Origin of the sequence: Devosia aurantiaca (assembly GCF_011058215.1) — a bacterium.
GTDB lineage: Bacteria > Pseudomonadota > Alphaproteobacteria > Rhizobiales > Devosiaceae > Devosia > Devosia aurantiaca.
On record NZ_JAALFG010000006.1, the window covers coordinates 74,372 to 86,811 of the forward strand.

Here is a 12,440-nt window from a genome sequence, read left to right on the forward strand (position 1 = left end):
CACGCGTCGAAGCGGTTTTGCTCGAGGCCAGCCAGGCAGCCGCCGAAAAACCTTGCCGCTGTTCCGCACGCAGCTTGCCGTCGACAACAAGCTCGCGAGCGGCTTCGATCCGGTGACCGAGGCGGACAAGGGCGCCGAAACCGCCATCCGCGCCGTGATTGAGGCGGCGTTCCCAGACCATGCCATCATTGGCGAAGAATGGGGCACTTCCGGTGACAGCCGCTTTTCCTGGATCATCGATCCCGTGGATGGCACCCGCGCCTTCATCTCCGGCGCCCCTGTCTGGGGCACGCTGATCGGCTTTGCCATTGACGGCGTCGCTGTCGCCGGCCTCATGAGCCAGCCCTTTATCGGCGAAACCTTCCTTGCCATACCTGGCCGCTCTACCTATCGCCGCGGCGACGCTGCCCTGCACAACCGCACCAGCGGCGCGACCGATCTCGACAAGGCGCGCGTCTTCACCACGACGCCTCGTCTTTTCAACACCAGCGAACTGCTCTTCAAATGGGAAGCGATTGAAGCGGCAACGCGCCTGCAGCGCTTCGGCATGGACTGCTACGGCTATGCCCTTCTTGCCGCCGGCCAGGCCGACCTTGTGATCGAGCCATACCTCAACACCTACGACATCGCCGCTCTCGTCCCGATCATCCGCGAAGCCGGCGGCGCCATCAGCTGCTGGGACGGCTCCGAACCAACCGGCGGCGGCAATGTGGTGGCAGCGGCGACGCCTGAGCTCCTGGCCAAGGCGCTTGCTCTGGTAAATGCCAGCTAGCGCTTGAACGAAATGGCCGAAACAGAGCGCGGCCGATGCGCTGCGTGACCTCGAAAGGTCAAGGCATCGAGGCCGAACGAGTCGACCAGCGCCCGGTGCGGCACGAAGCTTTCGGTCACGAGTACCGAGTCGCCTTCCGCAATGGAAGGCAGACCCGCCGTATTGACGGGGGTGACCGGGATTGCCGAACCCGTCTTTTCGCTCCAGTTCACGACAAGGCGCCCACCGCTATTGGACACGCTGGAAACGCGCAGACCGCCATCGTCGGCACTGGGCACCATATGCTTGAGCAGCACCAGCATTTCGTCGAGGCGAGCCTGATCCATCTCTGTCTGGCGAGACATCATGTCTCCCACCGTGAAGGTGGCTTTTTCGACGCTCTGAAAGTTGCGGAACAAGTCGAAGAGCGTGACCGTGCCCAGCAGCAGCGCGATCAGGATCGGCGCCAGGAGCGCAAACTCGATCAGGAGGCGCCGCGCTGATCATGACCAAAACGGCTAAGCTTTTTCATCATCATGGTTCGTTGATGAAGCCGGACTTGGCGATAATGCGGATGGCGCCGGTCGAGTCCTTTGGCATTGCCAGACCAAGGCCCATTCCCGGGGTCATCGGCGACACCACAAAGCAGGCCCGCACATACATGGTCTGCGTGCGCGCGCCCTGCGTAAAGCGCAACACGGGCGCGACGGTGCTGTTGCGATTGACGCAGCGCTGCTCGTCGGTTGGATAGCCAGTGCTTCCGGTGATCGGGAAAAGCTCCAGCGCCAGATGGGCTTGGCAATCGGCAAGGATCATTGCCCGTTCGCATACCTTTTGACGCATTTTCTCCTGGGTCGGATTGGCAAAGCTTCCGACCCGCAACTCGCGCACCGTCTGGTCGAGCGCCCGATCGAGCATGATGGTCTGCATCATCATCCAGCCCGCTTCGAGCGTTGAAAACACCAGGACCAGCAGCATGGGAATGACCAGCGCGAATTCGACCGCCGCCGCACCCGCACCATCCTGCCAGAAACCCTGCCCAGCTTTTGACCGCCGCATCATTCCGTCAGCTTCACTTTCTGGATGGCCGTCGCAATGGAGCGAAAGGCAGCCTCGATATCGAGACCGGCAACATCGTAATAATGGCTGGTCGAGCTGGCGCAGGACTGCATCTGGCTGCGGCCGGTGCTGTTGGTCTGGAAGGCGATGGTGAAGACCAGGACACCATTGTTCTTGGCGCGCGTGCACACGGATTGAAGATGCGTGTTGGCGGTGCCTGAGCCGTACCAGGTGTAGTTGCCCGAACGTCCCTCCGGATTTCGCGGAAAGGCATACTGGTCGGGGCGGTACTGGTCCGTGATGGCGCCGTCCGTCATCAGGACGATGATCTTGAGGGTACCGCTATCGTTGAACGGCGCGGGACGCGATGCGAACGAGGGCGGGATCATCCCGGCGCCTGCCGCCTGCTGGATATAGGGCTGTGCCGCCGGCTCCAGCAGCAACATCCCCCACTTCATCCCGATCGCAGAGCCCGTGCCATCGGCCATGCGCATGGCGTCGATCTTGTTTTTGAGCGCCGTCGCGTCATTGGTGATGTAGCTGATCGAGGTGACTTCGGTCGGGCACCAGCTCCAGTCGAGCCCCGGATAGTTCACGTTATTATTGTTATGCGTAAAATGCGGCACCTGCGTGCGCTGGTTGAACGGGATCAGCCCCACATTGGAGGCGAAGTCCGTCGTGGCGAACTCCATGCAGGACGAATAATTGTGCTGCCGCGGGACACCGATACCGCCAAATACCGTCGATCCCACGCTGACCGAACCTGCATAGGGGATGATGCTCATCGAGGTCGTGGGGCGGTTAGCGGGCGCCAGCATAAGGTCGATGAACTTTTTGGCCGCAGGCTTGAGCAGGCTCAGCTTTTGCGGCGACCCTTCCCGCATCGAGCCTGAAATATCGAGGATCAGCGAGATCTCGATATTGGTGCGCTTTTCCTGTGCCGTCGCCTCGACCTGGACATGAAGGGTCTGAATCCCGATCAGCGGCAAAAAGCCGGTCGGCATGTCGTAATTGGCCTTAACGTTGATGCGGCGCACATTGAGGTTGGTGGTGTAGTCGTAGTCGGTTTCCACATCGCCGTAGAACGACAAAGACTTAAGATATTCCTCGACGGTGGTCTCGACGGCCACGGTCTGCGTCAACGACGCCGCGGCCAGGACGCCGCGATCGACACCGTCCTGCAATTGCACTCGATACGCCTCGTAGCGGGCAATATCGGTAGCGCCGCCTGCCAGCACCATCATGGGCAGGATTAAAAGTGCGACGATGACTGCGACATTGCCCCGTGTATCGCCGGAGAAGCGACGGAATAACCGCATCGCGTTTGTGCCCGTTCTGGGAATAGAAGGTCATTCTGACCGTCCGAGCACCCTAGATGCCTTGCATTACCAAAGGCTTATCTACGTAGATGAATTTACGCAGTCTGCTCCGTTATGAAGGCATCGAACGCCGCTAGCACCTGTCCGCGGATTATGTCGGTCTCCATGAAGAGCTCGTGCCTTCCATTGGGGATGACCATGTGCCGCCCCGTGCGCAGCCGTAGGCCGAGTTGCTCGATCGCCGGCGTCGAGACGATCGTGTCTCGCGCTGCCGCCAGAATCAGCAAGGGAATGCGAATATCGCCCGGAAAGGCGTCGCTCCTTGTCTCGAGCATCCCCCGCATCGCCGCCGCCAGCCACCGGAAGGTCGGCGACCCGAGGTAGAGGCTGTCATCGGCCCGCACTGTTTCGACCATGCGCTTATAGCGCAGCATGTCCGAGGTCAGCGGATTGTTGGGATACATGGCCTCGTCCGGCCGCCGATCGCCCCGCCGCGCCAGCGGCATATGCCCGAGCCCGATAAAACTCAGCGTCTCTGAAATGATCCGGCTGCGCCCAAGGCTCTCGTCCATGTTGTGAAGGCCGACCATTGGCGTCGACAAAAACATCCGGTCGAACATCAGCCGGTCCCGCGTCGCGGTATGGAGGCTCACGAGCCCGCCCATCGAGTGCCCGACCAGATAGAATGGCGGCGGGCAATCGGGGAGCAGGATCTCGGCGTGAAAACACCTGAGGTCCGTGACATAGTCGTCGAAGCGATCGACATAGCCCAGCGTCCGGTTAGGGATCAGCCGGTCCGACCCGCCCTGCCCCCGCCAGTCGAAGGTCGCCACCGCAAAGCCGCGCCTGCGAAAATCCTCGATCGTCTCGAAATACTTTTCGATATATTCGGTCCGCCCCTGAACGAGGCACACCGTGCCCCGTTGCGGCCCCGCCGATTTCGGCCACAGTGCATAGCGCAGCCGCACCCGGTCCGAAGTCATGAAATAGCCCGGCCGCGCCCCCTCGGGCACGGGATTGCTGGCAATATTGACCAGCCTGGGTCCGTTAGGATCGACTTGGGCGTTCACGTTCGGCCTCGTGAGAATTTGGCGCACCATAACCGCTGAACACAGAAAAGCCAGCAGCCCGAAAGCTGCTGGCTTGGTCCTGGCCCGTCCCATGCGGGGGCGGGGTGATGGGCAGGCCAAAGGGCCTCGTAAACGGTTTGCGTCGCCGTTCACATGACCCTTTCTAAGCCGCCATGACTGAACCGGATCGGACCGAAACGTTCATTTTCGGTTCATGCCGCAAAAGCTCTTGAACCGGGAAAAACACCCCCTACATCATGGCTGTCCGCCGGATATCCGGGGACGCCGCCGATGCAGGAAACGACCGTTCGCCGCTTTCGGGAACGGTCAATGCAGAGGCGGAATGCTCAACCATGTTGCTTAGTGAAAGAACGTGAAAATGCAGACCATCGACTTTTCCCCCTTCTATCGTTCCACCGTCGGCTTCGACCGCCTGTTCAACCGCCTCGACACCTTGGGCGCCCAGGAAACCAAGTCCTACCCGCCCTACAACATCGAGCGCACCGGCGATGATACCTACCGTATCTCCATCGCCGTAGCCGGGTTCTCCAATGGCGACATTGCCGTGGAAACCAAGGAGAACAGCCTCGTGGTCAAGGGCGCCAAGCCCGCCGAGACCAATGATGGTAAGCGTGAATTCCTCCATCGCGGCATTGCCGAACGCGCCTTTGAGCTGCGTTTCCAGCTTGCCGACTATGTCGAGGTTCATGGTGCCACGCTCGAGAACGGCCTGCTCCATCTCGAACTGAAGCGCGAACTGCCCGAAAGCAAGAAGCCGCGCACCATTCAGATCAATGGTGGCACCCAGCAGACCATCGAGGACCAGTCGGTTAACTAACATCGACGACATCCTGGTGATAGAAGCGCGGTCCACAAGGGCCGCGCTTTTTGTTTGCGCGCGCTCAAGGAACTGCCCTGCGGGCGGCGGGTTTAGATGGGCAATCCCCTCCCAAGGAATTACCCATGAGCACCCCATCCATCGCCCTTGAGGGCAATGCCAAGTCGACCGTGATCGACATCCTCAATGCCCGCCTGGCCGACGCCATCGATCTCGCCCTGATCGTCAAGCAGGCGCACTGGAACCTCAAGGGCATCCAGTTCATCGCTGTGCATGAAATGCTTGATCCGATGCGCGCCGCCATCGATACCCATGTCGACATCATTGCCGAGCGTGTCGCCCAGCTCGATGGCATTGCCCTGGGCACCAGTCAGGTGATCGCCAAGGCCACCAAGCTTGAGCCCTACCCCACCGACATCCGCAAGGTTCCGGATCATCTGGCCGCCCTTGCCGACCGTTTTGCGACACTCGCCAACCAGGTGCGCGAAGATATCGATGCCACCGACGAAGCCGGTGATGCTGATGCAGCCGATATTCTGACGGCCTTTTCGCGCGAGCTCGACAAGGACTTGTGGTTCATCAAGTCTCATCTCGAATAGGATTTACGAAAATTAATAAGGCTGGTCGTCCGTCAAATGGGCGACCAGTCGCCAATTCCTACGCTTTCCTATAGGACTTTGTCGCAAAGTCCTATTTTTTGTGTCTGCATCGCGGCAAAAGCGCTTGCAGCCAGTTTTGAATTATGCAAATGTGACTTCGTTAGGGCAGTACGTCTGTCCTATCTGACGCGTCGCCCCGCTCTCCGCGGCCAGCGCGCACGCTGGTCCGGCTGGCCCACTTTGCTATGAGTGGAAACGGATAGGCGGGGCTGAAACAGCCAAGAGTATGAGCGGCCATTTGGATGCAGTGCCGCTCCCCACAAAAAGGTCGAAGTTGCTCATCCGAGCCGTACCCTGTAGTACGACCCGCACAGAGCTCTGCGCCCTAGAGGAAAAGAGAGCATCCAGCCGCCGGAATTCCGGTCTTCAAGGATGCGCCACGACAAAGCAATAGCCCGTAAAGGGCGCCGAACAAACGAGGTAAAGCCATGGCATACGAACGGACCGGAACTCCCGCCCAGACGAGCACTGCCAAGACCAAAACCTTGATCTTGAACGGTAAGCGCGTCGATGGACGCCCGCAGGCTCAGGGCCTTTACGACCCGGCCAACGAGCACGATGCCTGCGGCATCGGCATGATCGCCAACATCAAGAACAAGCCCAGCCACGAAGTGGTCGAAAAGGGTCTCGAAATTCTCGAGAACCTCGAGCATCGTGGTGCCGTGGGCGCCGATCCATTGATGGGCGACGGCGCCGGCATTCTGGTGCAGACCCCGCATGCCTTCTTCCAGAAGGTCTTGCCCTTCGCCATTCCCGACAAGCACGGCTATGCCGTCGCCATGATCTTTTACCCCAATGTGGAAGGTCTGCGCGATCGGTGCGTCGCCGTCATTCGCCGCTGCCTTGAGGGCGAAGGCCTCGAGCTTCTCGGCGAGCGCATCGTGCCGACCAACAACGGCAAGCTGAGCCGCGGCGTCATCGCCACCCAGCCCGTCATCGAGCAGATGGTGATCCGCCGACCCGACGGGCTGACGCTGGACGAGTTCGAGCGCAAGCTGCTGATCGTGCGCAAGGTCATTTCCAACACCGTTTACGCCGAAGTGCCGGAATCCAATTCCGACAACGGATTTTACGTCGTCTCCATGTCGGCGCGCACCCTGGTCTATAAGGGCATGTTCCTCGCCGACCAGCTCGGCTCCTTCTATACCGACCTGCACGACGACCGCTTCGAGTCCGCCATTGCCCTCGTGCACCAGCGCTTCTCGACCAACACCTTCCCCTCCTGGAAGCTCGCGCACCCATACCGCATGACCACCCACAATGGTGAGATCAACACCATCCGTGGCAACGTCAACTGGATGGCGGCCCGCCAGGCATCGGTCTCCTCGCCGCTTTTTGGTGACGACATCACCAAGATCTGGCCGATCTCCTACGAGGGCCAGTCCGACACCGCCTGCTTCGACAACGCGCTCGAATTCCTCGTGCGTGGCGGCTATTCGCTGCCCCACGCGGCAATGATGCTGATCCCCGAAGCCTGGGCCGGCAATCCGCTGATGGATGAACAGCGCCGCGCCTTCTACGAATACCATGCAGCCCTCATGGAGCCGTGGGATGGCCCTGCCGCCATGTCGCTGTCGGACGGTCGCTATGTGGTCGCCACCCTCGACCGCAACGGCCTCCGCCCGGCGCGCTACCTTGTCACCAAGGAAGGCCACGTCGTTCTGGCGTCCGAATCCGGCGTGCTCGATATTCCGGACGAAGACATCGTCGAACGCTGGCGCCTCCAGCCCGGCCGCATGCTGCTGATCGACCTCGAAGAAGGCCGCATCATCTCGGACGACGAGATCAAGCGCACGCTTGCCACCAGGAATCCCTATGCCGAATGGCTCGCCCGCTCGCAGATCGTCCTTGAAGACCTGCCCGAAACCGAGCCGAAGGCACCGTCCACCTCGGAGTCGCTGCTCGATCGCATGCAGGCCTTCGGCTACACTCAGGAAGACATCAAGATCCTGATGGCGCCCATGGCCACCACCGGCCAGGAAGCCGTCGGCTCGATGGGCACGGACACGCCCATCTCGGCGCTCTCCAACAAGAGCAAGCTGCTCTATACCTATTTCAAGCAGAACTTCGCCCAAGTCACCAACCCGCCGATCGATCCGATCCGCGAGGAATCGGTGATGTCGCTCGTCTCCTTCATCGGCCCGCGCCCCAACATCTTCGACCTTGAAGGCTCTTCGCGCGAAAAGCGCCTCGAAGTGCGCCAGCCCATTCTCACCAACCCGGATCTCGAAAAGATCCGCGGCATCGGTGACATGGAAGACAACCAGTTCAAGACCCGCACCCTCGACATCACCTACCATGCCAGCCAAGGCGCGGAAGGGATGGAGAAGGCGCTGAGCGACCTCTGCGAAGTGGCAGAAGCCGCTGTGCGTGGCGAATACAACATCATTATTCTGAGCGACCGCCTCGTCGCCGCCGACCGCATTGCCATCCCTGCATTGCTGGCGACCGCCGCCGTCCATCATCACCTGATCCGCAAGGGCCTCCGCACCTCTTCCGGTCTCGTCGTTGAAACCGGCGAAGCCCGCGAAATGCATCACTTCGCCATGCTGGCCGGCTATGGCGCCGAAGCCATCAACCCCTACCTCGCTTTCGAAGCGTTGGCTGCCTTGCACGCCGAAGGCGAATATCCGCCTGAAGTCACCGCCGACGAGGTGGTCTACCGCTACATCAAGTCGGTCGGTAAGGGCCTCCTCAAGGTCATGTCCAAGATGGGCATCTCGACCTACCAGAGCTATTGCGGCGCCCAGATCTTCGACGCCATCGGCCTCAACTCGGACTTCGTGCAGAAGTACTTCTTTGGCACCGCGACCTCCATCGAAGGCGCAGGCCTCGCCGAAGTCGCCGAGGAAACCGTGCGCCGCCACGCCGACGCCTTTGGCGACGACATCGTCCTGCGCAAGGCGCTCGATATCGGCGGCGAATATGCCTATCGCATCCGTGGCGAAAAGCACGCCTGGAGCCCCGACGTCGTTGCCGATCTCCAGCATGCCGTCCGCACGGCCGATGAAAGCCCGGAAACCGCCCTCACCCGCTACGAGAGCTACGCCGCGCGAGTAAACTCGGGTGAAAACGGCTACCTCGCCATCCGCCACCTCTTCGATATCCGCCCCTTCGGCGACGCTGTAGAGCTCGATCAGGTCGAGCCCGCCGCCGAGATCGTCAAGCGCTTCGTCACCGGTGCTATGAGCTTCGGCTCGATCAGCCGCGAAGCCCACACGACACTTGCCATTGCCATGAACAAGATCGGCGGCAAGTCCAACACCGGCGAAGGCGGCGAAGAACCCGACCGCTACAAGCCCCTGCCCGATGGTTCGCCCAACCCGCTGCGCTCCGCCATCAAGCAGGTCGCGTCCGGTCGCTTTGGCGTCACCACCGAATATCTGGTCAATTCCGACCAGATCCAGATCAAGGTCGCGCAGGGTGCCAAGCCCGGCGAAGGCGGCCAATTGCCCGGCCACAAGGTTGATTGGATCGTCGCCAAGACGCGCCACTCCACCCCCGGCGTCGGCCTCATTTCGCCCCCGCCGCACCACGACATCTATTCCATCGAAGATCTCGCCCAGCTCATCTACGACCTCAAGAACGTCAATGAGCAGGCCGACATCTCGGTCAAGCTCGTCTCAGAAGTCGGCGTCGGCACCGTTGCCGCCGGCGTTGCCAAGGCGCGCGCCGACCATATCGTCATCTCGGGCTATGACGGTGGCACCGGCGCGTCACCGCTGACCTCACTCAAGCATGCCGGCGGACCCTGGGAAATCGGCCTTGCCGAAACCCATCAAACCCTGGTGCTCAACCGCCTCCGCAGCCGCGTAAAGCTCCAGGTCGACGGCGGTCTCAAGACCGGCCGCGACGTCCTGATCGGTGCCCTCCTCGGCGCCGACGAGTTCGGCTTTTCGACCGCCCCGCTGATCGCGGCCGGCTGCATCATGATGCGCAAGTGCCACCTCAACACCTGCCCCGTCGGCGTCGCTACGCAGGACCCGGTGCTGCGCAAGCGCTTCAAGGGCACGCCCGAACATGTCATCAACTACTTCTTCTTCGTCGCCGAAGAACTGCGCGGCTTGATGGCCGAGCTCGGTGCCCGCACGCTGAACGACATTATCGGCCGCTCTGATCTCCTTGATCAGCGCCGCGCCGACGATCACTGGAAGAGCTTTGGCCTCGACCTATCCAAGGTCTTCTTCAAGCCAGAGCCCCTCGGCGGCGACACCCTGTTCCAGTCCGAGCGTCAGGACCATCACCTCGAAACCGTGCTCGACCGCAAGCTCGTCGAGCTGGCCAAGCCCGCGATCGAACACGGCACCGCCGTGCAGATCGACCTTTCGATCCGTTCGCGTGACCGCTCGGCTGGTGCCATGCTGTCGGGCGCCCTCGCCAAGAAGTACGGCCACGAAGGCCTGCCCGAGGACACCGTCTCGATCACCCTGCGCGCGGCACGGCCGGCCAGGCCTTCGGCGCCTTCCTCGCCAAGGGCATCTCGATCGACATGATCGGCGACGCCAACGACTATGTCGGCAAGGGCCTCTCCGGCGGCCGCATCGTCGTGCGCCCCTCCGAAAAGGTGCAGTTCGCGCCCGAAAACTCGATCATCGTCGGCAACACCGTCCTTTATGGCGCCACCGCCGGCGAACTCTATGCCCGCGGCGTCGCCGGCGAGCGCTTTGCCGTCCGCAACTCGGGCGCCATCGCCGTCGTCGAAGGCACCGGCGATCATGGCTGCGAATACATGACCGGCGGTCTCGTCGTCGTCATCGGCCCCACCGGCCGCAACTTTGCTGCCGGCATGTCGGGCGGCGTCGCCTACGTCCTCGACGAAGACGAAACCTTCCGCAGTCGCTGCAACCTCGCCATGGTTGATCTCGAACCGGTCGAGGAAGAAGAGCAACTCATGCGCAAGCTGCATCACCACGGCAACGACCTCGAATGGCACGGCCGCGTCGACATTTCGGGCGACATGACCAAGCACGACGACGAGCGCCTGCATCAGCTGATTTCCAATCACCTGCACTACACCGGCTCGACCAAGGCCAAGGCCATCCTCGACAACTGGGTCGAGATGCGGCCCAAATTCGTCAAGGTCATGCCAGTCGAATACCGCCGCGCCATCCTCGAAATGGAAAAGAAGCGCGGCACCGGCGGCTACGTGGCGGCCGAGTAAGGGAGAGCAAAATGGGTAAGGTTACAGGCTTTCTCGAGATCGAACGCGAAGAAGCGCGCTATGAGCCCGCTTCCGATCGCATTCGCCATTTCGGCGAATTCATCATCCCCATGTCCGAAGGCCGCGTCGCCGATCAGGCGGCGCGCTGCATGGACTGCGGCATTCCGTTCTGCCACGGCGATACCGGCTGCCCGGTCCACAACCAGATCCCGGACTGGAACGACCTCGTCTATAACGGCGATTGGGAGGAAGCCTCGCGCAACCTCCATTCCACCAACAACTTCCCTGAATTCACCGGTCGCATCTGCCCCGCGCCCTGCGAGGAAGCCTGTACCCTCAACCTCGAGGACACCCCCGTCGCCATCAAGACGGTGGAACAGGCCATCGCCGACAAGGCCATCCGCAATGGCTGGGTCAAGCCCGCAACGCCCGAAGCCAGGACCGGAAAGAAGGTCGCTATCGTCGGCGCCGGTCCTGCCGGCATGGCTGCCGCCCAGCAGCTGGCCCGCGCCGGTCACGAAGTCCACCTCTTCGAGCGCGAGCCCAAGGCCGGTGGTCTCCTCCGCTACGGCATCCCCGACTTCAAGATGGAAAAGGACCATATCGACTTCCGCGTGTCGCAGATGGAAGCGGAAGGCGTCACCTTCCACTACGGCGCCAATATCGGCGTCACCCTGCCCCTTTCCGATCTGCAGCGCGACCATGATGCCGTGCTCTTGACCGGCGGCGCCGAAAAGCCCCGCCCTGTCGATGTCGAAGGCCTCGACTATGCCGGCGTCCACTTCGCCATGCCCTTCCTCGTGCAGCAGAACCGTCGCGTCGGTGGCGAAGACGTCTCCGACCAGTTCCAGCTTTCGGCCGCCGGCAAGCATGTCGTCGTCGTTGGCGGCGGCGACACGGCTTCCGACTGTGTCGGCACCTCGTTCCGCCAGGGCGCCATTGCCGTCACCCAGCTCGACGTCCGCCCGATGCCGCCCGAACTCGAAGACAAGCTCACCAACTGGCCCAATTGGGCGGTCAAGATGCGCACGTCATCGTCGCAAGCCGAAGGCGCCATCCGCGAATTCTCCGCCGGCACCATGAAGATCGTCGGCAATGCCAAGGGTCAGGTTACCGGCGTCGAATGCGCCCGCGTCGACCGCAAGCGCGTCGCCATCCCCGGCTCCGAATTCATTATCAAGGCCGACCTCGTCCTCCTCGCCATCGGCTTTGCCGGCCCGATCCAGGATGGCATGCTGACCGAGTTGGGCGCCGATCTCGACAAGCGCGGCAATCTCTTCGCCGACACCATGAGCTACCGCACCACCGTACCGAAGGTCTATGCCGCCGGCGACATGCGCCGCGGCCAGTCCCTGGTCGTCTGGGCCATCCGCGAAGGCCGCCAGGCCGCCCGCTCCATCGACCTCGACCTGATGGGCAAGACCGCCCTGCCGCGCTGAGAAGCGTGCCGAAGGCAAAATCGCGCCGGTGGCGAGATTTTAGCTGAGCAGGCCTTGAGGGCTACGCCCGAATGGCCCAGACGCGCCACAAACGCGATCTGTCCCTCCCCTATCAGGGGAGGCTAGGTGGGGGTATTGTCCCGC

At 61.9% G+C, this 12,440-nt stretch carries 8 protein-coding genes and 2 pseudogenes; 5 read left to right on the plus strand and 5 right to left on the minus strand.

The features are described 5' to 3' along the window. Window positions 1-52: 52 nt before the first annotated feature. The gene (locus tag G5575_RS18665; protein ID WP_164535640.1) at window positions 53-772 is read left to right on the plus strand and encodes an inositol monophosphatase family protein; all 720 of its coding nucleotides are present in this window, start codon (window positions 53-55) and stop codon (window positions 770-772) included. On the opposite strand, the gene G5575_RS18670 is transcribed toward G5575_RS18665, so the two are convergent. The 5 genes and pseudogenes from G5575_RS18670 to G5575_RS18685 all read right to left on the minus strand — a co-directional run bounded on the left by G5575_RS18670 (window position 769) and on the right by G5575_RS18685 (window position 4,199). After that, the gene (locus G5575_RS18670) at window positions 769-1,116 is read right to left on the minus strand and encodes a hypothetical protein (RefSeq protein WP_235936145.1); all 348 of its coding nucleotides are present in this window, start codon (window positions 1,114-1,116) and stop codon (window positions 769-771) included. The two genes, G5575_RS18665 and G5575_RS18670, sit on opposite strands and share 4 nt — an antisense overlap. A gap of 30 nt (window positions 1,117-1,146) precedes the next feature. Next, window positions 1,147-1,239, minus strand: a pseudogene (locus G5575_RS22470) (TadE/TadG family type IV pilus assembly protein); the annotation flags it as partial. 46 nt (window positions 1,240-1,285) lie between these two features. Beyond that, entirely contained in the window at window positions 1,286-1,813 is a 528-nt protein-coding gene (locus tag G5575_RS18675; protein ID WP_164535641.1) for a TadE/TadG family type IV pilus assembly protein, read from the minus strand. Continuing rightward, complete coding sequence (locus G5575_RS18680) at window positions 1,810-3,129, minus strand: pilus assembly protein (RefSeq protein ID WP_164535642.1); 1,320 nt, start codon at window positions 3,127-3,129, stop codon at window positions 1,810-1,812. The genes G5575_RS18675 and G5575_RS18680 overlap by 4 nt, the downstream gene beginning before the upstream one ends. Window positions 3,130-3,224: 95 nt before the next feature. After that, window positions 3,225-4,199 carry an alpha/beta fold hydrolase gene (locus G5575_RS18685; protein WP_164535643.1) on the minus strand — a complete coding sequence of 325 codons (975 nt, stop codon included), beginning with the start codon at window positions 4,197-4,199 and terminating at the stop codon, window positions 3,225-3,227. Window positions 4,200-4,578: 379 nt separating this feature from the next. Here G5575_RS18685 and G5575_RS18690 point away from each other — a divergent pair, with 379 nt between their 5' ends. From G5575_RS18690 to G5575_RS18705, 4 genes and pseudogenes are all read left to right on the plus strand, one after another. After that, window positions 4,579-5,037, plus strand: a complete 459-nt coding sequence (locus G5575_RS18690) for an Hsp20 family protein (RefSeq protein ID WP_164535644.1) — start codon at window positions 4,579-4,581, stop codon at window positions 5,035-5,037. Between the two features lie 125 nt (window positions 5,038-5,162). Next, window positions 5,163-5,636 (plus strand): DNA starvation/stationary phase protection protein Dps, encoded by a 474-nt coding sequence (dps, locus tag G5575_RS18695; RefSeq protein ID WP_164535645.1) that lies wholly within the window; start codon window positions 5,163-5,165, stop codon window positions 5,634-5,636. 488 nt (window positions 5,637-6,124) lie between these two features. Further along, window positions 6,125-10,857: pseudogene (gltB, locus tag G5575_RS18700) on the plus strand (glutamate synthase large subunit). 11 nt (window positions 10,858-10,868) lie between these two features. After that, window positions 10,869-12,296 (plus strand): glutamate synthase subunit beta, encoded by a 1,428-nt coding sequence (locus G5575_RS18705; RefSeq protein WP_164535646.1) that lies wholly within the window; start codon window positions 10,869-10,871, stop codon window positions 12,294-12,296. Window positions 12,297-12,440: the final 144 nt, after the last annotated feature.

Excerpts from the sequence above, each read along its gene's own strand:
- dps (WP_164535645.1), top strand. The coding sequence starts at position 5,163 with ATGAGCACCCCATCCATCGCCCTTGAGGGCAATGCCAAGTCGACCGTG.
- G5575_RS18690 (WP_164535644.1), top strand. The coding sequence starts at position 4,579 with ATGCAGACCATCGACTTTTCCCCCTTCTATCGTTCCACCGTCGGCTTC.
- G5575_RS18670 (WP_235936145.1), bottom strand. The coding sequence starts at position 1,116 with ATGTCTCGCCAGACAGAGATGGATCAGGCTCGCCTCGACGAAATGCTG.
- G5575_RS18675 (WP_164535641.1), bottom strand. The coding sequence starts at position 1,813 with ATGATGCGGCGGTCAAAAGCTGGGCAGGGTTTCTGGCAGGATGGTGCG.
- G5575_RS18680 (WP_164535642.1), bottom strand. The coding sequence starts at position 3,129 with ATGCGGTTATTCCGTCGCTTCTCCGGCGATACACGGGGCAATGTCGCA.
- G5575_RS18705 (WP_164535646.1), top strand. The coding sequence starts at position 10,869 with ATGGGTAAGGTTACAGGCTTTCTCGAGATCGAACGCGAAGAAGCGCGC.